General features: G+C 69.5%; 20 protein-coding genes. 13 read left to right on the forward strand and 7 right to left on the reverse strand.

Annotation, left to right across the window (positions count from 1 at the left end):
* Nucleotides 1–11: 11 nt before the first annotated feature.
* The 3 genes from IZR01_RS32160 (at nt 12) to IZR01_RS32170 (ending at nt 3,778) form a co-directional block, all read left to right on the forward strand.
* The gene (locus IZR01_RS32160; protein ID WP_194926071.1) at nt 12–1,091 is read left to right on the forward strand and encodes a DUF4185 domain-containing protein; all 1,080 of its coding nucleotides are present in this window, start codon (nt 12–14) and stop codon (nt 1,089–1,091) included.
* A complete protein-coding gene (locus tag IZR01_RS32165) occupies nt 1,088–2,884 on the forward strand; it encodes a DUF8189 domain-containing protein (protein ID WP_194926060.1) in 1,797 nt (598 codons plus the stop codon). Before IZR01_RS32160 ends, IZR01_RS32165 begins: the two co-directional genes overlap by 4 nt.
* Nucleotides 2,885–2,950: 66 nt before the next feature.
* Complete coding sequence (locus IZR01_RS32170) at nt 2,951–3,778, forward strand: hypothetical protein (RefSeq protein WP_228554975.1); 828 nt, start codon at nt 2,951–2,953, stop codon at nt 3,776–3,778.
* A 118-nt stretch (nt 3,779–3,896) separates the two neighbouring features.
* Here IZR01_RS32170 and IZR01_RS32175 read toward each other — a convergent pair whose 3' ends face one another.
* Nucleotides 3,897–5,441 (reverse strand): PLL family lectin, encoded by a 1,545-nt coding sequence (locus IZR01_RS32175; RefSeq protein ID WP_194895822.1) that lies wholly within the window; start codon nt 5,439–5,441, stop codon nt 3,897–3,899.
* A gap of 292 nt (nt 5,442–5,733) precedes the next feature.
* Between IZR01_RS32175 and IZR01_RS32180 the strand changes: the two genes are divergently transcribed.
* A complete protein-coding gene (locus IZR01_RS32180; RefSeq protein ID WP_228560684.1) occupies nt 5,734–7,605 on the forward strand; it encodes a potassium transporter Kup in 1,872 nt (623 codons plus the stop codon).
* Nucleotides 7,606–7,645: 40 nt separating this feature from the next.
* Here the strand turns inward: IZR01_RS32180 and IZR01_RS32185 are convergent, their stop codons facing one another.
* Complete coding sequence (locus IZR01_RS32185) at nt 7,646–10,948, reverse strand: AfsR/SARP family transcriptional regulator (RefSeq protein ID WP_194926062.1); 3,303 nt, start codon at nt 10,946–10,948, stop codon at nt 7,646–7,648.
* Between the two features lie 203 nt (nt 10,949–11,151).
* Between IZR01_RS32185 and IZR01_RS32190 the strand changes: the two genes are divergently transcribed.
* The 4 genes from IZR01_RS32190 to IZR01_RS32205 all read left to right on the forward strand — a co-directional run bounded on the left by IZR01_RS32190 (nt 11,152) and on the right by IZR01_RS32205 (nt 15,014).
* Nucleotides 11,152–12,300 carry a serine hydrolase domain-containing protein gene (locus IZR01_RS32190; RefSeq protein WP_228554976.1) on the forward strand — a complete coding sequence of 383 codons (1,149 nt, stop codon included), beginning with the start codon at nt 11,152–11,154 and terminating at the stop codon, nt 12,298–12,300.
* 70 nt (nt 12,301–12,370) lie between these two features.
* Nucleotides 12,371–13,216, forward strand: coding sequence for a phosphotransferase family protein (locus IZR01_RS32195; protein WP_194895826.1), 846 nt, complete (start codon nt 12,371–12,373; stop codon nt 13,214–13,216).
* 83 nt (nt 13,217–13,299) lie between these two features.
* Nucleotides 13,300–14,028 carry a sensor domain-containing protein gene (locus tag IZR01_RS32200; protein ID WP_194926063.1) on the forward strand — a complete coding sequence of 243 codons (729 nt, stop codon included), beginning with the start codon at nt 13,300–13,302 and terminating at the stop codon, nt 14,026–14,028.
* An 80-nt stretch (nt 14,029–14,108) separates the two neighbouring features.
* Nucleotides 14,109–15,014, forward strand: a complete 906-nt coding sequence (locus IZR01_RS32205; RefSeq protein ID WP_194926064.1) for a LysR family transcriptional regulator — start codon at nt 14,109–14,111, stop codon at nt 15,012–15,014.
* Nucleotides 15,015–15,090: 76 nt separating this feature from the next.
* On the opposite strand, the gene IZR01_RS32210 is transcribed toward IZR01_RS32205, so the two are convergent.
* Entirely contained in the window at nt 15,091–16,194 is a 1,104-nt protein-coding gene (locus IZR01_RS32210) for a YncE family protein (RefSeq protein ID WP_194926065.1), read from the reverse strand.
* Between the two features lie 189 nt (nt 16,195–16,383).
* Here IZR01_RS32210 and IZR01_RS32215 point away from each other — a divergent pair, with 189 nt between their 5' ends.
* The 3 genes from IZR01_RS32215 (at nt 16,384) to IZR01_RS32225 (ending at nt 19,230) form a co-directional block, all read left to right on the forward strand.
* Complete coding sequence (locus tag IZR01_RS32215) at nt 16,384–16,962, forward strand: sugar O-acetyltransferase (protein ID WP_194895830.1); 579 nt, start codon at nt 16,384–16,386, stop codon at nt 16,960–16,962.
* Nucleotides 16,963–17,003: 41 nt separating this feature from the next.
* Nucleotides 17,004–17,624, forward strand: coding sequence for a TetR/AcrR family transcriptional regulator (locus IZR01_RS32220; protein ID WP_228560682.1), 621 nt, complete (start codon nt 17,004–17,006; stop codon nt 17,622–17,624).
* A gap of 313 nt (nt 17,625–17,937) precedes the next feature.
* Nucleotides 17,938–19,230: an MFS transporter gene (locus IZR01_RS32225; RefSeq protein WP_194926066.1), complete on the forward strand. Its 1,293-nt coding sequence runs from the start codon at nt 17,938–17,940 to the stop codon at nt 19,228–19,230.
* A gap of 160 nt (nt 19,231–19,390) precedes the next feature.
* Here IZR01_RS32225 and IZR01_RS32230 read toward each other — a convergent pair whose 3' ends face one another.
* The 3 genes from IZR01_RS32230 to IZR01_RS32240 all read right to left on the reverse strand — a co-directional run bounded on the left by IZR01_RS32230 (nt 19,391) and on the right by IZR01_RS32240 (nt 22,329).
* The gene (locus tag IZR01_RS32230; RefSeq protein ID WP_194926067.1) at nt 19,391–20,236 is read right to left on the reverse strand and encodes a G1 family glutamic endopeptidase; all 846 of its coding nucleotides are present in this window, start codon (nt 20,234–20,236) and stop codon (nt 19,391–19,393) included.
* Between the two features lie 151 nt (nt 20,237–20,387).
* A complete protein-coding gene (locus IZR01_RS32235) occupies nt 20,388–21,605 on the reverse strand; it encodes a DUF3500 domain-containing protein (protein ID WP_194926068.1) in 1,218 nt (405 codons plus the stop codon).
* A gap of 73 nt (nt 21,606–21,678) precedes the next feature.
* Nucleotides 21,679–22,329: an NAD(P)-dependent oxidoreductase gene (locus IZR01_RS32240; RefSeq protein ID WP_194895834.1), complete on the reverse strand. Its 651-nt coding sequence runs from the start codon at nt 22,327–22,329 to the stop codon at nt 21,679–21,681.
* 93 nt (nt 22,330–22,422) lie between these two features.
* Between IZR01_RS32240 and IZR01_RS32245 the strand changes: the two genes are divergently transcribed.
* On the forward strand, nt 22,423–22,782 hold the full coding sequence (locus tag IZR01_RS32245; RefSeq protein WP_194895835.1) for a winged helix-turn-helix transcriptional regulator: 360 nt from the start codon (nt 22,423–22,425) through the stop codon (nt 22,780–22,782).
* A 134-nt stretch (nt 22,783–22,916) separates the two neighbouring features.
* Nucleotides 22,917–23,768: a hypothetical protein gene (locus IZR01_RS32250; protein WP_194926069.1), complete on the forward strand. Its 852-nt coding sequence runs from the start codon at nt 22,917–22,919 to the stop codon at nt 23,766–23,768.
* Here IZR01_RS32250 and IZR01_RS32255 read toward each other — a convergent pair.
* Nucleotides 23,765–25,054 (reverse strand): MFS transporter, encoded by a 1,290-nt coding sequence (locus tag IZR01_RS32255; protein ID WP_194926070.1) that lies wholly within the window; start codon nt 25,052–25,054, stop codon nt 23,765–23,767. The genes IZR01_RS32250 and IZR01_RS32255 overlap by 4 nt on opposite strands.
* Nucleotides 25,055–25,158 lie beyond the last annotated feature (104 nt).

Raw genomic sequence — 25,158 nt, forward strand, 5'->3', positions numbered from 1 at the left:
CCACTAACGGGGTGGGGCAGACCGGGGCTCCGTTGTGCCAGAACGCCGGTGGGGATTCGGCCAGTCAGCAGGGGCTCGGTTGTGGGGACCTGGGGATCCCGTACCACCGGCCGCACGACAACAGCTGGGGCTACGTCTTCGGCGACTCCTATGGCGGCCCCAGTCAGGGCGATCCCAACACCTACCTCGGCTCGCCGGTGATGCTGAACCAGGCGACGTTCGACAGCAGCGGCGCGAACCCGATCTCGTTCACGTGGGCGATGCCGAACTACGGGCAGGCGCGCCAGACCTTCAACTACCGGCACGGCGCGAACAACGGGCTCGGCGACGTCGAGCAGACCCGCATCCCGAACGACTGCATCGAGTTCGGGGGCCGCACCTACATCCAGTACACCTCGGTCTTCACCTGGGGTCCGCCGGCCGGCTACGACGGCTCGGTGTGCTCCGGCGTCGCCTACTCCGACGACTACGGCGTCACCTGGACCGACTTCGGCTACCACTGGCCCGGGGACCGGACCGGCGGGAACGAGTCGCTGTACGGGATGTGGTCGTTCGCCGGCATCGACGCCGACGGGTTCCTGTACATCTACTCCAAGCGCTGGAACGGCGGCCACCGCAACTCCGCGGACCAGGGCCTGATCCAGCTGTTCCGGTTCACCCAAGAGGACTTCCATAACGGTGCCTGGCAAAACCAGCAGAACTGGGCCGAGGTCAGCAGCGGCAACTGGCAGTGGACCTCCACGGCCTACCCGACCCCGCTGTTCCCGGCGGCCAACAACTTCGGCGAGTTCTCGGTCAAGAACATCAACGGCACGTACTGCATGAGCTACTTCGACGTCGACAACTACGCGATCTACACGCGCACCTCCCCGCGTCCCGAAGGCGGTTGGTCCGTGCCGCTGCCCCAGATCGTCGGCGACTACCGTTACCCGACCTACTGGGGCAAGCCGCAGGTGCCGAACCTCTACGGCGGCTACATCCACCCCGGCAGCGCCAGCGCGACCTCGCTGACGCTGATCGTCTCGCAGTGGCCCGGCAACAACGCCCCGAATCCGTACCGAGTGCTCCAGTTCGACGGCATCAACCCATGAGGCGGCACACGTTCAAACGGCGCGCCCTCGGCCAGCGGACGGGAACCGCGTTAGCCGTCGCAGCCGCCGTAGCCGTCGCGACCGTGGGGCTGGCAACGTCCCCGGCCGCCGCGGAATCCGCGCCGCCCGGCTACAGCGTCACCGGCATCGACATCTCCAGCAACCAGGGCCCGACCGTCGACTGGAACCAGGTCCACGGCGACGGCGAACGCTTCGCCTACGTCAAGATCAGCGAAGGCTCGACCTACCTGAACCCGACCGGCCCGCAGCAACAGGCCAACGCGAAAGCGGCGGGCCTGTACGCCGGCCCCTACGTCTGGCCCCACCCGGACACCGGCCTGTCCACGGCCGTACAGCAGGCCGATTTCTTCATGGACCACGCCGACTACGTCGACGACGGCACCATGCTGCCGCCGATGATCGACCTCGACGACGGCAACGCCGAGGGCCTGGGCCTGTGTTACGGCCAGTCCCCCGCCGACATGGTGGCCTTCCTGCACGCGTTCACCAACGAGGTCCAGGCCCGCGCCGGCCGGCCGCCGGTGATCTACGTCGGCGCCCCTTGGTGGAACACCTGCACCGGCGGCGACACCTCGTTCGGCGCCTACCCGCTCGACTTCGCCGACTACGCCTCGACTCCCGGCGCGTTGCCGAACGGCTGGTCGGGCTTCGCCTTCTGGCAGTTCACCGGGAGCGGCACCGACGTCCCCGGCGTGAGCAGTGCGGTAGTCGACAAGGATGTCTTCAACGGCACCCTCGCCGACCTCGCCGCGTTCTGCGCGCCGCCCGGCGGCCACGGCGGCCGGCATCCGTACTCGTCGGGCCGCATCGTGTCGGCCCGGGACGCCGACGGCCGCCTGGAGACGTTCGCGGCCGGTTCGGACGGGATCTGGCACGCGTGGCAGAACTCTCCTAACGGCACCTGGTCGAATTGGGTCAACGAGGGCGGGCCGACCAACGCGCAACTGGCCATCGCCCCGAACGCCGACGGCCGGCTGGAACTGTTCGCCGTGAACGCCAGCGAGCTGGACCACCTGTGGCAGACCGCACCCAACGCCGCCTGGTCGACGTGGACCAAGCTCGGCGACGGCGGATACCGCATCGCCGCCGGCACCAACGCCGACGGCCGGATCGAAGTGTTCGCCTCCAACAGCTCCGGGGTCTTCCACATCTGGCAGACCGCTCCCAGCGGCGGCTGGAACTCCACTTGGGCCGGGCTCGGCGGTCCGGCCAATGCTCAATTGCAGCTGGAGAACGCGACCGATGGCCGGCTGGAAGTGTTCGCGCTATCGGACTCGACGTTCCAGCACCTGTGGCAGACCGCTGTCAACGGCGCCTGGTCGACGTGGGAGAACTTCGGCGACGGCGGCACCGGCCTGACTGTCAACCACAACGCCGACGGCCGTCTGGAAGTCTTCGCCTCCAACGCCAACGGCGTCTTCCACAAGTGGCAGACCTCTTACACCACCTGGTCGGACTGGGCCGGAACCAACGGCGGCGCGACGAGTTCGCAACTGGCCTCCTCGACCGCCCCCGACGGCCGGATCGAGGTGTTCGCGATCAACGGCAGCACCGCCACGCACCTGTGGCAGACCGCGGTCAACGGGGTCTGGTCGGCGTGGGCCGCGTTCGGCACCGGCGGTACCGCCGTCGACGCCAACGAGAACCAGGACGGCCACGAGGAGGTGTTCGCCGCCAGCAGCACCGGCGTCTACCACGACTGGCAGACCAGCCCGACTGCCTGGGCCAGCTGGCAGTACCTCGCGAACACCGCCGGGCCGTCGATGACGTAGGACTCTTTTTCGACGTAGGACTCCTTTTCTATTGACACAATAGAAAACCCCGGCCATCCTCGACTCATGTCCGAGCCGTCGAACGAGGCCGCACCACGCCGTGGCCGCCCGCGTAAGGATCCTGATCGGCTTGCCGTCTGGAGCCCGCCGCCGGGATGGTCACGGCTGGTCGCCTGGGTCGCACCGGAGGAGAAGGCCGTCCTGAAGGCGGTGGCGACCCAGGCCGGGGTGCCGGTCGCCGATCTGGTGCGGGCGCTGGCGGCCGGACTCGTCTACGGGGTCGTGGACGCCGAGGAGTTACTGACCCACGTCCGCAAGGGGGCCGCAGTCATGGAGAAGATCCCGACTATTTTCGAACGCGACGACCGATTCCACGTCGTCGACAAGCCGCGCGCGGAATGCGACTGGGTGTTCGCCGGGGCGGGCCGGGCCACGGAGAAGCTGGACGGCACCAACGCCCGGCTCACCGTCCGCTCCGGCACGATCGTGCGCGTGGAGAAGCGGCGCAATCCGTCGAAGGCGCAGAAGGCCGCGGGCATCGTCGACGGCTGGTACGTCGACACCGACGAACACGGAGCCGAGGACAAGTGGCTGTGCGAGGCCGCCGCCAACACCCTCGTCACGTCCTGGCCGGACGGGGAGCACAGCGTCGAAGCGCTCGGCCCCCGGATCCAGGGCAACCCGCTGGGACTGGACGAGCACATCTGCGTCGCGTTCAACCTGATCGTCCCGGACTACCAGGAAGCGCCGCGCACCTACCAGGAACTGCACGACTGGCTGGCAACCCTGGAGTCCCGCTACGCGCCCGGCCATCTCGCCGAAGGCGTGGTCTTCCACCACCCCGACGGCCGGCGCGCGAAGATCAAGCGGAAGGACTTCGCCCGCGCCCGGTGACGAAGCCAGCGGATGCCAACCGATGACAACCGATGGCAGCGGATGACAACTGAAAGCGGCGTCACGATCTCCCACACGAGACCGCGACGCCGCCGTCACCGGGCCGGAAGACTGACCGTCAGGACAGCGCCGGTCCGGCCGTGTTGTTCACCCAGCCCCAGTCCGACCAGGTGCTGAACCCGGTCTGCCACTTGTGGAAGACGCCGGTGCTGCTGGCGGCGAACACCTCCTCGTGGCCGTCCTGGTTGCCGGCGGCCTCGACCGCGGTGCCGCCGGTGCCGAAGGTCTCCCACGTCGACCAGTTCCCGTCCACGGCCGTCTGCCAGAGGTGCGTGGCGGTACTGCCGTTGATCGCGAACACCTCGATCCGGCCGTCCACGGCGACCGAGGAGGCCAGTTGCGAACTCGTCGCGCCGCCGTTGGTGGTGGCCCAGTCCGACCAGGTGGTGGGGCTCGTCTCCCACTTGTGGGACACACCGTCGGCGTTGGAGGCGAACACTTCCAGGCGACCGTCGGCGTTGTGATTGACGGTCAGGTCGGTGCCACCGCCGCCGAAGGTCTCCCACGCCGACCAGGCGCCGTTGACAGCGGTCTGCCACAGGTGGCCGAACGTGGTGTCCGACAACGCGAACACTTCCAGGCGGCCGTCAGCGGAACGCTCCATCTGCAACCGCGAGTCCGCCGGCCCCGCGACGCCGGCCCAGTCCGAGAACGCGCTGTTCGGCGCCGTCTGCCAGCAGTGGAAAACTCCGGTGTCGTTGGAGGCGAACACTTCGATCCGGCCGTCGGTGTTGGCCCCGGCAGCGATCCGGTATCCGCCGCCGCCGAGCTTGGTCCACGTCGACCAGGCGGCGTTCGGTGCGGTCTGCCAGAGATGGTCCAGCTCGCTGGCGTTCTCCGCGAACAGCTCCAACCGGCCGTCAGCATTCGGCGCGATCGCCAGCTGTGCGTTGGTCGGCCCGCCCTCGTTGACCCAATTCGACCACGTGCCGTTCGGCGAGTTCTGCCAGGAGTGCCAGATCCCGTCCGGACCGGCCGCGAACGTCTCCAGGCGGCCGTCCGCGTCCCGGGCCGACACGATGCGGCCCGACGCGTAGGGGTGCGGTGCCACCGCGGTGTCGTCGACGACCTGCTTGTAGCGGCGCGCGTAGAGGGTGTTGTTGGCGATGCCGTCGATGTAGCTCGCGTTGATGTTGCCGGTCAGGTGCTGGACCGGGGTCTCGCCGAAGGAGTAGTAGAGGAAGTCGCCGTTGGCGTCGGTCCAGTGGTCGAAGATGAACGTGTGCACGGTGTAGTTGATCAGGATGTCGCCGGGCCGCAGAGCGCCCCGGTCGATCGGGTCCGTGAAGGTGTCCCACAGGCCCTCGGTGGCCGGGTCGGCGTTCAGGTGCCAGGCCATGTCCACGTAGCCGGAGCAGTCGCGGCGGTAGTTGTGGTCCCCGCCCGGGCCGGGTGACCAGCCGCTCTGATCATAGGGACCCGGCTGGTTGTCGACCCAGTACTGGGCCCGCGCGATGATCTCGCTGCGGCTGATCGGCCCGCCGATCGCCGAGGCGGCGGAGGCGCGCGGGGCGCCGGACACGCCGATGCCGGTGACGGTGAGCAGCAGGCCTGCGATGGCCAGCAGAGCCCTGACAAGGCTCTGCGGCGTTCTTCGTTTCAAAGGTCCTCCCGGGATTCGGCACAGCGGTGGGCTGAATCGGGAGTTTCCCAGCCGCTCTTCACAATCCGAGCACAGTGACGACATACCCGGGGAAGGAGCTCAGGGGCGTCATCCGATCACCGTCCGTCGCCTACGCGTTCCACATACTTGACGGCCTCTTGCTCACGCCCCGCACACCTGTCAGGATCACTGACCTGTGATCAGTAACACCACGGGGACGTCCTCGCAGACCACCGCACCCGCCGCCCACGAGGGCGGACACCGGACTGGCAGGGCCGGCGCCGCCGCCTTGATGCTCGGCGCGCTGGGCGTCGTGTTCGGCGACATCGGCACCAGCCCGCTGTACGCGATGCAGACCGTCTTCACCGCGGACAACAAGGCGGTCGGGACGTCCGCGGACCAGGTCTACGGCGTCGTCTCGCTGATCTTCTGGGCGATCACGCTGATCGTGTCGGTCAAGTACGTGAGCTTCATCCTGCGCACCGACAACGACGGCGAGGGCGGCATCATGGCGCTCACCGCCCTGATCCAGAAACTGGACTTCCGCTCCACCAGGACGAAGGTACTGCTGGTCGCATTGGGGATACTCGGGGCGTCGCTGTTCTACGGCGACGGCATGATCACCCCGGCGATCTCGGTGCTGTCCGCGGTGGAGGGCCTGAAGGTCTCCGCGCCCGGGCTCAAGGACTACGTGGTGCCGCTGACCGTGGTCATCGTCATCGGCCTGTTCGCGATCCAGAAGTACGGCACCGCGCTGGTCGGCGGGCTGTTCGGACCGGTGATGACGGTCTGGTTCGGGATCATCGGGGTGGCCGGGGCGGCCGAGGTCGCCGCGCACCCGGCGATCATCAAGGCCCTGTCCCCCGGTTACGGCGCGATGTTCATGGTCCACCACGGGGTGGTGGCGTTCATCGCGCTGGCCTCGGTGGTGCTGGCGGTGACCGGCGCCGAGGCGCTGTACGCCGACATGGGCCACTTCGGCCGCCGGCCCATCCACCGCGCGTGGTTCTTCCTCGTCTTCCCGGCGCTGACGCTGAACTACCTGGGCCAGGGCTCGCTGATCCTGCGCCGCCCGGAGACGGTCTCGAACCCGTTCTTCCTGCTGATGCCGAGCTGGTCGCAGTGGCCGATGGTGATCCTGGCCACGGTGGCGACCGTCATCGCCTCGCAGGCCGTCATCTCCGGGGCGTTCAGCGTGACCCGGCAGGCGATGCAGCTGGGCTTCCTGCCGCACATGACCATCCGGCACACCTCCGAGCACGCGATCGGCCAGGTCTACGTGCCGGTCGTGAACTGGTTCCTGTGCTGCACGGTCACCGCCCTGGTGATCGGCTTCGGCTCCTCGGCCTCGCTGGCCTCGGCCTACGGCGTCGCGGTGACCGCGACGTTCATGCTCAACACCATCTTGTTCCTGGCGGTGGCCCGGGTCCTGAAGGGCGCCGCGCCCTGGAAGATCGCGCTGGGCGCGGTGCTGTTCCTGACCACCGAGACGGCGTTCTTCGCCGCGAACCTGACCAAGGTGGTGCACGGCGGCTGGCTGCCGCTGCTGGTGGCGACCCTGGTCTTCACGGTGCTGAGCACCTGGCGCCGGGGCCGGGCGATCGTCACCCCGAACCGCACCGCGCTGGAGGGGCCGCTGCGCACGTTCGTGGACGAGGTGGACGCCCTGCGGCCGCCGATCCACCGGGTGGACGGGGTGGCGGTGTTCCTCAACGCGAACATCGAGACCACGCCGCTGGCCCTGCGCGCCAACGTCGAGCACAACCACACCCTGCACAAGACCGTGGTCATCCTGTCCGTGATGGTGGAGAAGGTCCCGCACATCCCGAGGTCCGAGCGGCTGGTGTTCGACGACCTCGGGCACAGCGAGGACGGCATCGTGCACCTCACCGCCCGGCTCGGCTTCCAGGACGAGCCGAACGTGCCCCGCATCCTGCGCCGGGCCACCGAACACCCGGACGCCGGCGAGATCGCCGGGATCGACGTGGACTCGGTGTCCTACTTCCTGTCCCGGATCGCGATCGTCCGGACCGGCGCCAAGGGGATGCGGTCGTGGCGCAAGCGGCTGTTCCTCACCATCGCGCACAACGCGGCGAGCCCGGTGGACTACTTCGGGCTGCCGGCCGACCGGTGCGTGATCATGGGAGCGCACGTGCCGGTGTAGGCGCCTGGCCCGTCGGGGCTCGCCGGGGTGCCTCGCGCGCTCACCGGACGACGATCGCGTACTCCAAGCACTCCTCGGCCGGGTCCTCGTCCTCGACGACGACCGCGCCATAACGTTCCCGGATACGGCGGGCCTCGGTCTGGAGTCCCAGGCGGACGAACAGGTTCAAGGCCCGCCGCAGGTTCGCGCCGCCCTCGTCCACCCGCCCGTACTGGAGCAGGATCTCGCCGACGCCCTCGAAAGCAGTGGCCTGATCGTCGGGTTGCCCCACTTCCCGGTTCAGGACCAGCGCCCGGCTGTAGACCGTCAGCGCCTCCTCGACGCGGCCCGCCGCGCTCAGCGCCGCGGCATGCTGGTTCAGCGCCCAGGCCTCCTCGCCGCGGCTGCCGAACCGGCGCAGGATCCGCAGCGCCTCGGCGGTGTCGGCCACCGCGCCGACGTGGTCGCCGGCCAACCGCCGCACGTTGCCCAGCTCGGCCTTGACCGTGGCCTGGCCGCCCGGATGGGCCAGCAGACAGTACAGGTCCAGTGCCTTGGACAGAGCCTCCCGCGCGCCGCGGTGATCGCCCGTGAGCCGCCGCAGCCGCCCCAGTTCGGTCAGCGCGCCGGCCTGTCCGAGCGGGCTGTCCAGCCGCCGGTAGGTACCCAGGGCCCAGATGATGTTGTCGGTCGCGCCGTTGTAGTCCCCGGTCCGCCGCTGGACTATACCCAGCGAGGTCAGCGCGTTGGCCCGGCCGAGCACGCTGTCCAGTTCGCCCCACAGCGCCAGGGCCTCGGTGAACGCGGCGGTGGCGGCGTCGTAATCGCACGTCAGGTGCCGGATCGCCCCCAACTGCATCAGGACCTCGGCCAGGCCCCGGGCGTCGTCCAGGCGCCGGTAGAGCCGGTACGCCCTGGTGCAGGTGTCGGCGGCCTCGGCGTAGTCCCCCGCGAGCCGGCGGACCCGGCCCAACTCGGTCAGGGCCCTGGCTTGGCCGTGAAGGTCGTCCAGCCGCGAGGAGATCTCCAGGGCCCGGGTCCCGGTGTCCCCGGCGGCGGCCTGGTCGCCGACGAGTTGCCAGACCCGGCTCAGTTCGGTCAGGACGAAGGCCTGGGCTCGTTCGTCTTCCTGCTTCCCATACAGGAGCAGGGCTTCTTGGTGGACGTCCGCGGCGCCCCGGTAATCGCCGCACAGCCGCCTGGCCATGCCCAGATCGGTGAGGGCGCGGGCCAGGGCCGCGGCGTCGGGGCCACGGCGGGCGAGAGCGACGGCCGCGCCGTGCAGTTCGAGGGCGTGGGTCCAGGGGCCGTGCGAGTAGAGGTGAGTGGCCATGGCGGCCGGCAGCGCGATCCCGTGCAGGCCGGTCGGCCGGGTGGCCGCGTACCGGGCCGCGGCGATCAGGTTCTCGATCTCGGTGGTCATCCAGGACTGCGCGCTCTCCCGGTCCTCGATCGGCGGCTGGTGGCGCGGCGGATGGGCCACGGCCGACGTGTACGTCGCCGGCAGGGTTCGAAGATGGCCGTCGGCGAGTTGGGCGGTGTGTTGGTAGTAGTCGAAGAGGCGGTCCAGAGCGCTTTCCCGGTCCCGGATTCCCTCGTCATCGGCGTTCGCCGCGCGGGAGAGCCCGTAGGCACGCATCAGATCGTGCATCTGGAACCGGCCGGGCACCGACTCGGTCAGCAGACTGCGATCGACCAGCTCGGCCAGGAGCCGCCGGGCCGCCCGGGGATCGGCGTCGAGCAGGCACGCGCAGGCGAAGACATCGAGGTCGCGCCCCGGGACCTGCGCTATCCGGTACAGCGCCGTCTCCTGCTCGTCGCTCAGATTCCGATACGACAGCTCGAAGACCGACGCCAGGTTGCGCTGGCCGTCGTCGAAGGCCCGCAGGTCGCCGGAGTCCTCTCGCAGCTCCCTGATGACGTGCTCGACCTGCCAGCTGCGCCGGTGCCGCAGCAGTGCGGCGGCGATGCGCAGGGCCAGCGGGAGCCGGCCGCACAGGCCGACCAGTTCGGTCAGCGCCTCGTCGTCGGCCGGCGTCCGGCCCGCTCCGACGGTGGCCCGGAACAGCGCCACGGCGTCGTCCACCGGCAGCACGTCCAGGCCCAGCGGTTCGACGTCGTCCAGCGCCTTGAGCCGCCGGCGGCTGGTGATCAGCACCAGGCAGCCGGCGACGGCCGGGATCAGGGGCCGGATCTCGTTCTCGTCATCGACGTTGTCCAACACGATCAGGGTGCGGGTGCCGGCCAGCATCGCCCGGTACTTGGCCGCGCGCGCGTCGAGCTCGTTCGGCACGGTCTGGGGCGGGGCACCGAGCGCGGCCAGCGCGCTGCCCAGGACGTCGAAGGCGGTACGCGTCGCCACACCGGCGGAGTGCGCGTGCCACTCCAGGAACAACTGCCCGTCCGGGAACCGGTCGGCCAGCAGGTGCGCGGCGTGGACGGCCAGCGCCGTCTTGCCGATCCCGCCCATACCCTCGATCGTGCAGATCACCGGCACGCCCGGGTTCTCCCCGGCCTCGGCGCGCTGAGCGAGCCGGGCGATCTCGAACAGCTCCTCGACCCGGCCGGCGAAGGCGCCGGTGTCGGCCGGCAGCTGGTGCCGCGGATCCGCCGGCCGGGACGGGACGCGGCCGGCGAGCGCGTCGCTGTGGGCCTGGCGCAGCGCGGGCGTGGGCGTACGGCCCTGACGCCGCAGCGAGCGGTCGGCCCGGGTCGCGGTCTCGGCCGCCTCGTCGGTCTGCCCGGCCTGGGTCAGGGCCCTGATGAGGGTGGCGGCGACCGCCTCGTCGTCCGGCCGCCCGGCCGCCACGTCCCGCAGGACCGCGGCGGCGTCCGCGGGCCGGCCGGTCTCCAGCTCGATCTCGGCCAGCAGCATCGCCGCGTCCCGGCGCTGACGCTCCAGCTCGGCGGCGCGGTTCCGGAGATAGGGGGTGTCGAGTCCTTCCAGCGGCCGGCCGTGCCACAGGCCCAGCGCCTGGCGCAGCCGCTCCCCGGCGATCTGGTGCTCCTGCCCGTCCCGGGCGTCGCGGGCCCGGCGCAGCAGCACGCCGAACCGCTCGGTGTCCAGGAGTTCGGGATCGATCAGCGCGGTGTAGCCGGGCCGGCGGGCGACCAGCTGGATCCGGTCCTCGACCGGTTCCAGGATCTTGCGCAGCCCCGAGACGTAGTTGGCGATCTGCCGGTCGACGGTGTCCGGCGGCGAGGACGGCCAGGCCCACTCGGCCAGATCGGTGCGCGAAACTGTGCGGCCGTGATTCAGCACCAGGACGGCCAGCAGGCAGAGCCGACGTTGTCCGTCGAGGCGAAGCGGCACGCCACCGTGGTGGACGGTCGGCGCGCCGAGCAGCCGGATATCGGGATCCATCGGTCCATCCCCTGCGGATCGGAAGATCAAGATTTCGTCGGCAGCAGGGGCGGTCCCGGCTGTGCAAGCAGTGTGCGATCGGTTGGGCAATCGGTTGCGCGATCGGTTGTGCAATCAGTGTGCGTCGATTGTGAAGTGTCGTTGCAAGACTACTCACCGTGTCAGCCGGTTCACAACGTCACCTGAAAAAGAAGGACATGCCAATGAAGTCCTCGAAGTCCGTCCGCCTGCTAGCCGTCGGCTCGGCCCTGGCGCTCGGCGCGCTGGCCGGCGTCGGTCCGGCGCACGCCGATGTCCCGTCGGCGATCAGCGCCCTGCAGACCGGCTTCACGAAGGGGCTCGCGGACGGCTACCCGGCCGCGATCGGCATGGTCCGCTCCGGCGACACCACCCAGTACCTCGCGGCCGGCGTCGGCGACGTGAGCACCAAGGCGCCGGCCGATCCCCACGCGCAGTTCCGGATCGGCAGCAACACCAAGGCCTTCACCGCCACCGTGCTGCTCCAGCTGGAGGCCGAGGGCAAGCTCTCGCTGGACGACACCGTGGCCAAGTGGCTGCCGAACGCCATCAATGCCAACGGCTACGACGGCACCAAGATCACCATCCGCGAGCTGCTCAACCACACCTCCAGCCTGCCCGACTACGACACCAGCCCGACCTTCTACAACTCCTACGCCTCGAACAGCGAGCCCAACCGGGTCTGGGCCCCGCAGACCCTGGTGGACCTCGCCCTCGCACAGCACCAGCCCACCAGCGCACCGGGCCAGACATTCGGCTACGCCAACACCAACTTCGTCCTGGCCGGCATGGTGATCCAGGCCGTCACCGGCAACACCGCGGCCACCGAGATCCAGAACCGGATCATCACCCCGCTGGGCCTGACCCACACCACCTTCCCCACCTCCGATCCCACCCTGCAGGGCGACTACCTGCACGGCTACGAGTACCAGTTGTTCGGCCTGGTGCTCCAGGACGTCACCGTCTCCAACGTCCAGGCCTTCGGATCCGCCGGGGCGATGGTGTCGACCCTGGACGACCTCGCCACCTTCGAGCGGGCGCTGATCGGCGGCACGCTGCTGCCGCCGGCCCAGGAGGCCGAGCTCAAGACCACTGTGCCGACCGGGATCGGCACCACCCGCTACGGCCTGGGCATCGAGCGGTACCAGACCTCCTGCGGCCAGTGGGTGTGGACGCACAACGGATCGGTGCTCGGCTACACCAGCACCTGGGAGATCAGCGACGACGGCAGCAAGCAGGTGCTGGTGGCCAACAACGAGTACCACCTCCAGACCCCCACCCAGGGACAGACGGACATGTCGGCCGCGTTGGACAACGCCTTCTGCGCGCTCTGAGCGGCCCGGGTGGCAGAGCTTCAGCCAGCGTGGGCGATTTCCAAGCGCCCACGTCCGGCACAATGGCGGGATGGCACAACCGGTCCCCACTGACCTGCTGGAAATCGCTGAAGCACTTGTCCCCGAGCTCGACATGAGCTCCGCATCCCTTGCCGAGCAAGGAAACATGCACCACGTGGTGCTGTTCCCCGGCGTCGCCGCGGTCCGCGTCACCAAGCGGCCCAGCGACGTCGCCGCCCTGCCGCGCCGGGTCGAGATCCTGCGCGCCGTCGCGGCGGCCGGCCTGCCGTTCGCCGTGCCGGAGCCGCTGTCCGCGGTGACCACCTTCGGGGACCGCGCGGCCGTCGCGCTCTCGTGGATCGACGGCGAGTCGCTGCCGGAGGGCGTCGGAGACCCGGCGGCCCTCGGCCTGCTTCTGGAGGCACTGCGCGACGTCGAGATCTCGCCGGAGCTTGAAGCCCTGCTACACCAGCCCCACCGGCACACCCCCGACGGCTTGGGCTGGGCCGACATCCTGACCGACGAGACCCTCCCCCGGCTGCCGCCGAAGTGGCGCGACGCGGTCCGGCACCGGCTGGACACCCTCCTGGCGCTCGAAACGGCCCCACCCCGACTCGTCCACGGCGACCTCGGCGGCCCCAACCTCCACTTCAGCGCCGACGGCAAACTCACCGGCGTCCTCGACTGGGACCTGGCGATCCGCTCCGACCCGGCGATCGACGCGGCCCTCATCGCGACCTGGCACGGCTGGGACGTCCTGCGCGCCGCCACCGACGAGCAGACCTACCGCCGCGCCCGGGCCTGGAACGCCCCGGTCGGCGTCGAGCACTTGCACGCGGTGTTCGGCGGCGCGCCGTTGGCGAGTGTCGACGGCTTCGTCGCCGCCATTGTCGCTTGGCTGGAGGAACGCGGCTAACTACTGGACTGGTGAAATCACCTACGCCAGCCGCTGCCGCAAGTCGTCAACCCACCCGGCCCACCATGCGGCACTATGTCAGCATGCGCATAGGGATCAAGTACGGCTCCGCAGTCGCTGTCACCGCGGCGGCTGTCCTGTTGGCAGCAGCCTGCGGCGCTTCGGGTAAGGGCGCCTCGGCGGCATCGTCCGGCAACGGCCATTCGGCCGCCGGCCTGACGGACGATCAGGTTGAAAGTCTCCTGCTGACCGACAAGGACCAGCCCGGCTACTACTTCGACGCTTCGCTGGACGTGAAGCAGCCCACGGACTCACCGGCCCTCGTGACTGCTGGGGGCAGTGAGTGCCAGTCCTTCCGCGATGCGGAGAACGCGCTGTCCACGAAGTACGGCACGACCGTCTACGCGATGCGGGTGCTCACCGAGAACAGCGGCGCCGACATGATTCAGGACGCCGTGATGGTGATGCCGTCCACCGAGAAAGCCTCGGCGCTGATGTCCGATCTGACCGCGGGGCTCAAGGGATGCAAGGCATTCACTGAGACCCAGCAGAACCAGCCGGTTCCGATCACACTCACCGCGATCTCGCAGATGGTCGGTCCCGACCACGTCGGCTACACCACGAGCTCAGGTACCCAGGGCGACACCCTGGTGACCGCCACCTACGTGGTCCGCGTCGGCCCGGCGGTCGTGTCGATCATGGAAGCGGATATTGCGAAGTACGCCGTTCCCCTGCCGCAGGCCAGTGCGACACTCGTTCGCCTGTCCGACGTGCAGGTCGGGCGATTGAAGAGCGCCGAGGGCGTCAGCTGATCACGTAACCACATGCGCAAGAATCAACGGGTAGGCTTTGCGCGCAGCGAAAAGACCCGGCCGGGGAGGGGCGAAGACGCATGGATCTGAACCTGCTCGTGGCGCTGGACGCTCTGCTTCAGGACAACAGCGTGACCAAGGCCGCCGAGCGGCTGGGCACCTCGCCGGCTGCGGCGAGCCGCAAACTCGCCACTTTGCGCAGGGTGGTCGGCGATCCGCTGCTCGTGCGCGCGGGCCAGGAGATGGTGCCGACGCCCCGGGCGCTGGAGCTCAAGGCCGAGGTGCGGGGGCTGCTCGATCAGTCCGAGGCCATGCTCAAGCCACATCGGACGCTGAATGTCGCGGCTCTGCGCCGGAGCTTCAGCGTGCAGGCCAGCGAGCTGCTGCTGGCCGATGTGGCCGGTGTGCTCTCCGGCCGGGTGCGGGCCGAGGCCCCCGAGGTCGACGTCGTGTTCCTGTCGGAGGCCTTCGAGAACACGCCCGCGCTCCGCCGCGGCCTGGTCGACGTTGAACTGGGGGTGCTCGGTCACCTCGATCCGGAGACCCGCAGCGAGCGGTTGGTCACGGTCTCGCTGCTCGGTGTGGCCCGTAAGGACCATCCGCTGTTCGACGGACCGATCGATGCGCGCCGGTTCGCCGAGGCCGACCACATCGGCATCTCCCGCACCGGCAAGCGGCACGGCCCGATCGACGCCGCGCTGGCCAAGCGGGGTTTGCGGCGCAAGGTCGCGGTCGTGGTGCCGAGCCACACCGGCGGCATGTTGCTGGCCCGCGGCACCGATCTGGTCTGCCTCACCATGGCCGCCACCAATGACGACCTGCCGAGCGCGGTCGACGCGCTCGGGCTGCGCACGTTCCCGATCCCGCTGGACCTGCCGGCTGTCGAGATCGGCATGGCCTGGCATCCCACGCACGACGCCGACGCCGCGCACCGCTGGTTCCGCGGCCACATCCGCAGCACTCTGACAGGTTCCGCAGCAGCCTGATACGGACTGCGGTGGCCTGATGCGGAGTGCGGCGGCATCAAGCGATTGCAGCGCGTCAGCCGTCGGGCGTTAAGCGTCAGGCGGCCTTCGGGATGTAGGCCAGCCCGTGCGCGCCGGCGTCGGCGAGCTTGGGGAGTTCCAGGCGGGCCAGCCGCTGGAGGGTTTCGAGGTCGATGACGTCGACGGTGGAGTCGATGACGCCGGCGGCGTAGGCCAGCGCGCCGTCGGGCGAGGAGGTGATGGTCAGCGGGAAGCGTCCCATCTCGATGTCGCCGAGCCGCTTGTGGGTGTCGGCGGAGAACACCGTCAGCCGTCCCGGAGCCTGCACCGGGCGGGATGCGCGGCCGCTCGGGTCGGTGCCGGCGGCCGGGGCCGGGGCCGGGGCCGTCCGCAGCTCGCCCGCCAGCACCTTCCCGGTGGCGGTCACGTGCACCGGCACCACGACGTTGTCCGTCGCCAGGACGTCGACCACGCGGCGAAGCCCGGTGTCGATGACCCGGATCCCGGGTGTGGCCTCGGGCCCGCCACCATTGAAGCCGCCCGCGAAGGGCGCGGCCACGTACACCCGCGAGCCGTCGGCGGACACCGCCAGGCCCTCGCCGCCGGGCACCTCGATCCGATCGATCAGCTCCCCCGCGACCAGATCGAGCACGGAGACGAACGGCGCCTCCTTGTTGCTGGCGTAGCCGCGCGTACCGTCCGGGCTCGCGACGAACCAGTGCGGGCCGAAGGCGCCGGTGTCGATCCGGCCGATCGGCCGTCGGCTCGCGGTGTCGATGATCACGACCCCGCCGCCGCTGCCGCCCTCGGCACCCTCGGCACCCTCGGCACCCTCCACGCTGACATAGAGCCGCCCGCGCTCGGCGTCCAGGCTCAGGCCGTGCGGGCCGACCTCCGGGGCGATGTCGACGACCTCGACGATCCGCCGGGCGTCCGGGTCGATGACCGCCAGCTGACTGCGACGGCCCGAGTTCGCGCGGTAGTAGCCGGCCTCGTAGGTGTTCGTGCACCACAGCAGGCGTCGCGTCGGATCGAAGCAGATCTCGTGCGGTTCGGCCAGCACCTCGACCGAGCCCAGGAGCCGGTCGGACGCGGCGTCGAAGAAGGACACGGTCGGGCCGCTCTGGCTCACCGCCGCGAGGACGTCGCCGGTGCGCTCGGCGCGGGTGTTCTGCACCATGACTTGCTCACTTCCAGTTACCTGTCATACCTATCCCCGCGTTCTGCGGGCGTCTTCAGTCTCGGCGACCAGGGTGGTAACGGGCAATGCAAAGATCAGCACTCAATAGTTACGCTCAGCGCAATCCGCGGCCCCTCGCGAAAGTACCGGACGCCCCGGACGCACTCCTCGATGTGTACGCTCGTACGCATGACCGACTACTTCGCCGGAGACGACCGCACCAACCGGGAGCGCATGCTCGCCGGGGACTGGTACATCGCTGACGACCCCGACAGCGGGGAGCTCTACAAGCGGGCAGTACGCCTTCAGGCGCAGTACGCGGCCGCCTACGCCGAGGACCCGGAGGCCGCCCGACCGATCCTGGAGGAGCTGGTCGGCCACCTCGGCGAGCAGGCCCATATCAGGCCTCCTCTATACGTCGACTACGGCGCCCACCTCACCGTCGGGGCGCGCACGTTCATCAACTACAACCTGACCGCCCTGGACGTCGCGCCGATCGTGATCGGCGAGGACTGCCAGATCGGCCCGAACGTGCAGCTGCTGACCCCCGTGCACCCGCTGGAGCCGCAGCCGCGCAAAGACCGGCTGGAGTCCGCGCGGCCGATCACCATCGGCGACAACGTGTGGCTCGGCGGCGGCGCGATCATCTGCCCCGGGGTGAGGATCGGGGACGACAGCGTGATCGGCGCCGGGTCGGTCGTGACCCGGGACGTCCCGGCGCGCTGCCTGGCGGTCGGCTCGCCGGCCCGGGTGATCCGGGAGCTCTGAGCGGGGCTGCCGGCGGCGATACGGGCAATACGATGGAGGCAATGGACGGAATGGACGGAATGGACGCTGACGCGACATCCTCAGGCGCCGCAACTGCCGCACCAGCCGCCCCGACCGCCGCCCGCAGCCGCCGCTTCGACCCCGACCGGCGCGCGCGGATCATCGACGCCGCGCTCGACGTGATCGCCGAAGTCGGGGTCGCCGGGGTGTCGCACCGCAAGGTCGCCGCGCGCGCCGACGTACCGCTCGGGTCGATGACCTACCACTTCGACGACATGGACCAGCTGCTGCGGGTCAGCTTCGAGAAGTTCGCCGACACCATCGCCACCCGGTACGAGCAGTGGTTCCGGCAGGCCACGAACGCCGACGAGGCCCGCGCGGCGGTGGTCGGCCTGATCCACGCCGACCTGCTGGACTCGCAACGGGAGCTGGTCCTGACCACCGAGCTCTACACCCTCGCCGCCCGCAAGCCCGAGTTCCGCACCCTGACCTGCGACTGGATGGCCCGCAGCCGGCGCGCGCTGCGGCGCTTCTTCGACGAGCCGACCACGCACCTGCTCGACGCGCTGATCGAAGGGCTCTTCATCCACGCCGCGCTGGACACCACGCCGCCGGAACGGGCGCGCACCGCGGAGGCCGTGCGCCGCATCACCATGGGCTGAATCCCGGAAGCCGAGTTTCGGAACCCGGGGAACCGAGACTCGGAACGCGGGGAGCCAAGGTTCGGAACCGCAGAGCCGAGTTTCGGAATCCGGGGGCCGAGATTCGGAACCTCAGAGCGGAGTTTCGGAAGCCGGGTAGCCAAGGTTCGGAGACCGCAGAGTCGAGATTCGGAAGCCGGAGCGCCGAGTTTCGGAAGCCGGAGCGCCGAGTTTCGGAACCGCAACCCTCTTCCCCGCCGCGAAGCACCCGCTGTACGTTCATGATGATCGATGCGTACGAACGTACACTGCGAGTCCGCAAGGGGATCCATCCGTGCCATCAGCCCTCGCCGACGCCAAGGTCGCCGCCGCGCCGTCCGCCTTGCGCGCCGTACTGGCCTCGCCGCTGTATCGCGGCGCGACCATCGCGCTGTTCCTGTCCGGGCTCGGGATCTCCGCCGCCGCGCCGCAGATCACCCTGTTCCTGGTCGACGATCTGCACACCTCGTTGACCACGGCCGGTCTGTACTACCTCACCAACATCACCGCGCCGCTGGCCGGCTACCTGATCGGGACGCGTTCGGACCGTACCGGCAAACGGCTCGGGCTGTTCCGGATCTGCGCGGTGGCGGCGTTCCTCGGCTGGACCGCCATGGCGTTCTCGACCCAGGTGTGGATGCCGTTCGTGATCAGCGCCGTGGTTCTGGCCTTCTCCGGCGCGGCGGGATCGCAACTGTTCGCGGCGATCCACGACAGCCTCCAGGACACGGCCGGCGACGCCGGGGACACCGGAGACGCCGGGGACACCGGAGACGCCGGGGACGGAATCGTCTCGGTCATCCGGATGGCGTTGACGGCCGGCTGGATCATCGGGCCCGTGTTGGGATCGCTGCTGGCCGCGACCGCCGGCCCGCGCGTGATGCTCGCCTGCACCGGGATCTGCGCGCTCGCCCAGATCGTCCCGATGGGCTTCGCGAGAACCCCCGAGCCCGGCAACGCACCGACTACAACTACAAGTACGACCGCGCCCGCATCGCCCCGAGAACACCACCAGCGCCCCGGGCTATCGGCCATGCTGCCGCTGTTGGCGTTCACCGGGCTCTACATATGCGTCTACGCCGGAGAGCCGATCAAGTACGGCTACCTCACGATCTATATGCGTACTGACATGCACATCGGCACCGCGGTCAGCGGAGCGGTCATCGCGATCCAGCCGCTGATAGAGCTGATCCTCATGCCGGTGGCCGTGCTCACCGCACGTCGGATCGGCATGATGCGCCTGATGGTCCTCGGCGCCGGCTGCGGCGTGGGTGCCAACCTCTGTTTCGCCCTGACCGGCGACACGATCGGCATGTTCGCCGGGCAGATCCTGATGGGCTGCGTGTGGGGCGTGTTCGCCGCCCTGGGCATCATCGTCGCCCAACGCTTGCTGCCGGAGGCCGTGGCCACCGCCTCGGCGATCTTCATGAGCTCGCCGGCGCTCGCGAGCGCCATGGGCGGTGTGACCGGCGGCATCGGTGTCGATCTGCTCGGTCTGCCGCACGTCTTCCTCGCTCCGGCGGTGTACGGAGTCATCGCCACGATCGGGTTCACCGTCATGAGTAGGTCCCGACACACTGTGCGTTGATCCGCAAGGCGATCGGTCCGAGACGATCGGCACTGAGACGATCGGTCCCGAGGCGATCAGGCCGGAAGCGGCGGATGCCGACTCCACCGAGTCGGTACCCGCCGCAGGTCTTCCAGCCGTCGGCCAGCCAGTCATCTCAGTTGTTGGCCAGCAAGCCTTCTCAGTTGTTGGCCAGCCAGGTCTCCGTGAAATCGGTCCCGTTGTTCAGCGGACCGGCGGTGGCCAGGGTGTCGCCGTTGCGGGCCAGGGCGACCGCCACCGGGTTGGCCGCCCCGATCGGCTGGCCGTTCACCTGGGAACCGGTGAACGTGGCGGTTCCGAAGTCGGGCAGCGGGGTGAGCTGGCCGAAGATGGTCCTGGGCGTCTCGGCGACCACCTCGGCGCTGGCGTTGGTGGCCCCGCTCGCGGCCTGCTCCAGGTGGTCCTCGATCCAGCCCTCGGTCAGGTTGGTCAGGGTGAGTTCGTACTCTGCGTTGCCCTTGAACGTCACCTTGGCGTCGAACTTGTCCCCCACCTTGATCGGGTCCTTGTAGAACTGGATGGGATTCGAGAAGGTCTCCCACCAGGTGGCGTAGGACGCCTGGCCGGCGGAGCAGAGCGCGCCGGTACCCGTCTGCTCGACGGTGGGGCTGCCCGAACCGTCCAGACCGACCCAGAGCAGGACCCAGCCGTCGCCCTTCGAGCAGTCCACGGCCGGCTCGACCCAGGACGATTCCACGCTGGTGTACGTGCCGCCGTTGGTGTCGGCGACGTAGCCGGACCAGTTCTGGGTGCTGGACTCGACGAACGGTCGCAGTCCGGAGTGGGAGGGCACGGCAGCCGAGTTCGAGTTCGCGACCACGGGGCCGGCGGCCCAGGCAGCCGGGTGAACTGCCGGATGAGCGGCCGGTGCGGCGGCGTTCGCCGACCCGGCCGCGGCCCCGACGGCCAACGTTCCAACGGCCACGACGGCGACAGCCGCACCGGTCGCGCCGAATCCACGGTTGCGGAATGAGGGTGGTGACATGAAAAGAGTGTCCCGACGGCACTTCACAATCCGCGCACAGCGATCGCACATGATCCCCGTGCTGCGCGACTCGCCACGCGATTCGGTTCGGTTGCTCCGGTCCGGTCCGGTCCGGTTCGGTTGCTCCGGTCCGGTCCGCAGCTCGTGCCCGTCAGCTGTGGAAACGCTGGTAATGCTGGGCCAACAGGTTCTTCCCGTAGTCGTTGCCGTTGGGCTCCCTGGTGATCGTGTGCACGTGGAACCGTTCGGCCTCGTCATTGTCCAGGAAGATGCCCGCCTCGTTGTCGTACTCGACCAGCAGCACCGGCGAGTGGATCCGGTAGTAGAACGCGCTGGTGTCGCCGTGCCCGCCGCGCCAGGCGAACCTCGTGTCCCCGAGGTGCTCCTCGAACTGGCTGCGCTTGAGCCCGGCGTGACCGTCGGGAAGCCGCTTGATGTAGACGTCCGCGAGTTCGAGCAGGAGCTGCCGCTGCTCACGCGACAGTTCCTTGCCGCTGATCCCCTCAGGCGGCAGGACGAGGTTGTCCTGCCTGGCCCCGGACAGCTGCCGGCCGGTGGGGCCGGCGAACTCCGGCGGCAGATCGGCGATCCGCAGGGATCTGCCCATCAAAAACCGCTCTTCCTGGTCTTCGGTGAGCGAGCGGCGCATCGCCAGGCCGCCTTCGGTTTCCCGCTCGAACAGGCTCACTCCCGCATAGGGCCCGTCTTCCCACGCCTGGGCGGGCTCGGCGCCGAGGAACACCGGGGCGAGGACCAGTTGGGATCCGACGAAGACGCAGTGGACGTCGACGTGGTGACCGGCCAACTGCCAGCCCCAGGGCTCCTCGGCCGAGGGCTCGCCGAAGATCGTGAACTGGTACGTGTACTCGCCGAGCGAATCCCGGTAGGTCTGGATGAGGTCGCCGAGCGCGTCGTTGAGCTTCATGGCGGTGCGGATCGCGGCGTACCCCTCGGCACTGAGGCTGGCCTCGATGACGGCCAGGGCGGCCTCGCGTTGCGGGGAAGTCAGGCGACTGAGACGCAGGCCCTTGGGAGTCCAGACCGGGAAGGCGTTGGTCCACAACCGCCAGTCCGGTGAGTCCATCGGCAAGCGGGCGACGGGGAGTTGGTACCGCTCCAGCGTGTCGAGGTAGGCCGTCGCGGCGTCGAGGGCTTTCCGGTGGGACAGGCCGGTTTCGGCGAGGTGGTAGAGGCCGTCGACGGGAGTGCCGTCGGCGGTGACGCCGACATACGGCTCGCGGTGGTTGCGCAGCGGCGTCGAGACCTCCCGGGCGAGCTCGTCCGGCAGCAGGTCCGGGTGCAGGATCCCGTCGGCGATCGGCAGATCGAGCGTCCGGGTGCGGTGTCCGCGGTAAGTATGGTCACGCATATAAGGTTCCTGATCCAGTTACTGATCTAGCTACTGATCTACATGGAGCTTTCAGATTTCCGCCGGCTGACCCTCAGTGGGCGAGGTTGACCTGTTCCCGGTGGCGCTCGCCCCGCTCGATCAGGTCGACGAGTCCGAGGGCGTAGTCCGGGGCCGAGATCGCGCCGCCGTCCTCGGGCTGCACCGCGACCTCGTCGCCGAGCCGGTAGCGGTCGAGGCGCTCGCCGGGCGCGTGCGCGCCGAACCTCAACGCCGGGCTCACGAAGACCCAGTCGAGCGTCTTCGGCGCGGCCGGGAGATCCTCCATGACCAGCGCGGCCCCGGCGCGGATCTCGTCGTGCAGGTGCACGGGGACGTCGCTGAGGTCGGTGATGAAACGCTCGGCCCCCGGCGCCGGACGCAGCGAGCTGTAGCCGCCCACGACGAACAGCGGCACGCCCGCGTCGTCGGCCAACCGCGCGAGAATCCGGTACGTGGCACGGAAGGAGTCGGAATCCAGCGGGCCGCGCGGCGCGAGCGCCCCCACCACGGCCTCCGCACCCTCAACGACCGACACAAGCGTTGCCTGGTCGGTGGCGTCGCCCTGGACGTAGAACACGTCCGGGATCCGTTCCTCAGGCAGCGAACGACTGAGCGCGGTGACCTGGTGGCCACGGGCCGCGGCCTGCGCGACGATCGCCCTCCCGGCGTATCCGGTGCCGCCGATGACGGTGATGCGAGCCATGAGATGCCTTTCCACGGGGTGCTGGTCTGATGCGTCCAGGACGCACTCCAGTTACCGTAAGGAAGGCACTTACCGAAGAGAAGAAGGCACTTTGTGGTAACCACCTCCACCGACTTGGTACTGCACGGCACCGACCACCGCGCGGACTGCCCGGCCCGGCACCTCCTGGACCGCATCGGCGACCGCTGGTCGGTACTCGTGCTGACGGCGCTGTCAGATGGCAGCGTCCGCTTCTCAGAGCTGCGCCGGCGCATCGAGGGCGTCTCGCAGAAGATGCTCACCCAGACCCTGCGCGGCCTCGAACGGGACGGGATCGTGCGCCGCATCGTCCACCCCGGAGTACCGGTCCGCGTCGAGTACACCCTCACCGACGCCGGGCGCCTGCTGCGCGAGCCGCTGGCGGCGCTCCAGGATTGGGCGGTCACGCACTTCGGGGACGCTGCGCTGTCATAGACCGCGGCATCCGCGGACACCCACACACCTCAACGCCACCCACGCTGTCAAGGACCGGTCCTCCGGCACCGCGCCTAACCTCAGGCCTCGTACAGACGACACCTCTGTCTTAGAGGCCTGCGAAGGGGCGCACCATGCCGAACCAGCCGATCCAGGAAAGGGTCCGTCCGCCAGGCCCCGCCGACCGCGTGGGCAGCATGCGGTCGACCAACGGCACCGGCGTCACGTTGAAGAACCGCAGCGCCGCCGACGCCGACGGCCGGTTCTTCGCGACGCGCTGGGCGTCCGTCCTGTCCATGCCGCTGGTCCCGCTGAACCGGCTCTATCTGGCGCAGCAGGGGCCCGGACAGACCAGCGCTGTCGGCCACGGCCGGAACCGCACGCGGACGACCGTCGACTACCAGATCCTCGGCATAGCCGCGATGCGTCCGGGCGACGTCTTGGGCACCTACCTCTTCCACTGGGTGTTGTGTCCGGCGATCATCCTCGGCCCGACCGCCGCCGTGGGAACCGCGGTGCCGGCGCTGGGCGCGGTGTGGTTCTTGCTGAGCCTGTGCCTCGTCGCGGGCTTCGCCGGACACCGGGGCCGGACCGGCGGGCCGCCCCGAACCCCCGAGGGCGTGCAGTACCGGCCGCCGCAGAAAGCGGGCTCCTCGCCACGAACGGAAACGTCCCGCAAGATATTCGGGCTGCTGCACGACGAGACGGCCGACCCGGCCCTGCGGCACGAGTTGGCCTACGCGCTCATGAACGGCGCCGACCCGTGCGGCGCCCCGGTCATCGCCCTCCTGCTCAAGTACGGCGTGGTCATCACCGAGCTGCGGGGCCCCACGTATCTGAACTGGGAACAGCTGAACAGGCTCCTGCAGAACGCCAAGATAGACGGCGATCTCCGCGCAGAGGTGGCGGCTGCGATGCAGACTGCCACCGCTCCCGACGATCCGGCCTTGGTCGCGGTGGAACGCAAGTGGGGGTTGGTCGACTAAACCGGACTCTCGGCAGCCTCCGCCGGAGCCGGCACCCCACGCGCCGAAACCCGCCGTGCCAACATGAATCCCCCGGCCGCGGCCACCAAGCACGACACCCCGCCGACCGCCAGCCCCGAGCGCGGGTCCGACATCGCGATCACCCACCCGACCAACGGCCCGCCGATCGGCGTCGTCCCCTGGAACGCCACCTGCCACAGGGCGATCATCCGGCCGCGCTTCTCCGGGTCCGACGTCAGCTGGATCGTCGAGTTCCCGATCGCTATGAAGGAGACGCTGGCCCACCCGACCAGCAGCATCACCGCGCAGGCCACCGCGAACACCGGCGCGTAGGCGGCAGCCAGCATCGACACCCCGAAGCCGATCGCGGCGATCATCATCGGCCGCAGACCGGTACGCCCCCGGGCGGCGGTGAACAGCCCGCCGACGACCGCGCCGATGCCCATCGCCGAGGTGATGACGCCGAACGCGACCGAGCCGCCGTGGAAGGTCCGCTCGACGAAGACCGGCAGCGAGACCTGGAACTCGTAGGCCAGCAGCCCGACCAGGCCCATCATCGCCAACGGGATCGCGATCGTCGGTGTCGCGGCGGCATAGCGCAGGCCCTCGCGCAGCTGCCCGCGGGCGCGCGGCGTCGGCGGGCTGGGCTGGAGCTGAGAGCGATCCATGCGCAGCAGGGAGGCGACGACCGCGACGAAGCTGGCCGCGTTGAGCAGGAAGCAGATCCCGATGCCGACCACGGCGATCAATATGCCGCCGACCGCCGGCCCGACCGCGCGCGCCGCGTTCACCATCACCGAGTTCAGCGTGATGGCGTTGCGCAGCTCGTCACGGCCGACCATCTCCCGCACGAACGACTGACGGGTGGCGTTCTCGAAGGCGTTGTTCATGCCCAGGGCCACCGCCAGCGCACACACCTCCCAGAACTTGACCGACCCGAAGACCGTCAGCAGCCCGAGGACGAGCGCCTGCACCCCCATCGCGGACTGGAGGATGACCATCAGCCGCTGCTTGTCCGCCCGGTCGGCGACGACGCCGCCATAGGGGCCGAAGAGCAGGACCGGCAGGGTCTGGAGCGCCACGACCAGCCCGAGCGCGGTGCTGGAGTGGGTGAGCGTGAGGACCAGCCAGGACTGAGCCGTCGTCTGCATCCACGTCCCGATCAGGGATATGGACTGGCCGGTCATGTACATCCGGTAGTTGGGTACCTTGAGCGAGGAGAAGGTCCGCTGCCGAACGGTCGAGGATTCCTGCGCCTTAACCGGTCCGGCATTGACGGTACTCACGCGGCGACGGCCCCTCCGTTGTCCAGATTTATTTACTTAAGCGTACTAAACATAGTTCCCGGATGCGCGGGCGGGGTCCGGGCGGGCCGATCTCGGTGCGGTCC

The sequence above is a fragment of the Catenulispora pinisilvae genome (assembly GCF_015356865.1).
Lineage (GTDB): Bacteria > Actinomycetota > Actinomycetes > Streptomycetales > Catenulisporaceae > Catenulispora > Catenulispora pinisilvae.

Coding starts and splice junctions, on each gene's coding strand:
- IZR01_RS32165 (WP_194926060.1), top strand. CDS start 1,088: ATGAGGCGGCACACGTTCAAACGGCGCGCCCTCGGCCAGCGGACGGGA.
- IZR01_RS32170 (WP_228554975.1), top strand. CDS start 2,951: ATGTCCGAGCCGTCGAACGAGGCCGCACCACGCCGTGGCCGCCCGCGT.
- IZR01_RS32180 (WP_228560684.1), top strand. CDS start 5,734: ATGCTCGGCGCGCTGGGCGTCGTGTTCGGCGACATCGGCACCAGCCCG.
- IZR01_RS32185 (WP_194926062.1), bottom strand. CDS start 10,948: ATGGATCCCGATATCCGGCTGCTCGGCGCGCCGACCGTCCACCACGGT.
- IZR01_RS32190 (WP_228554976.1), top strand. CDS start 11,152: ATGAAGTCCTCGAAGTCCGTCCGCCTGCTAGCCGTCGGCTCGGCCCTG.
- IZR01_RS32195 (WP_194895826.1), top strand. CDS start 12,371: ATGGCACAACCGGTCCCCACTGACCTGCTGGAAATCGCTGAAGCACTT.
- IZR01_RS32200 (WP_194926063.1), top strand. CDS start 13,300: ATGCGCATAGGGATCAAGTACGGCTCCGCAGTCGCTGTCACCGCGGCG.
- IZR01_RS32205 (WP_194926064.1), top strand. CDS start 14,109: ATGGATCTGAACCTGCTCGTGGCGCTGGACGCTCTGCTTCAGGACAAC.
- IZR01_RS32210 (WP_194926065.1), bottom strand. CDS start 16,194: ATGGTGCAGAACACCCGCGCCGAGCGCACCGGCGACGTCCTCGCGGCG.
- IZR01_RS32215 (WP_194895830.1), top strand. CDS start 16,384: ATGACCGACTACTTCGCCGGAGACGACCGCACCAACCGGGAGCGCATG.
- IZR01_RS32220 (WP_228560682.1), top strand. CDS start 17,004: ATGGACGGAATGGACGGAATGGACGCTGACGCGACATCCTCAGGCGCC.
- IZR01_RS32230 (WP_194926067.1), bottom strand. CDS start 20,236: ATGTCACCACCCTCATTCCGCAACCGTGGATTCGGCGCGACCGGTGCG.
- IZR01_RS32235 (WP_194926068.1), bottom strand. CDS start 21,605: ATGCGTGACCATACTTACCGCGGACACCGCACCCGGACGCTCGATCTG.
- IZR01_RS32240 (WP_194895834.1), bottom strand. CDS start 22,329: ATGGCTCGCATCACCGTCATCGGCGGCACCGGATACGCCGGGAGGGCG.
- IZR01_RS32250 (WP_194926069.1), top strand. CDS start 22,917: ATGCCGAACCAGCCGATCCAGGAAAGGGTCCGTCCGCCAGGCCCCGCC.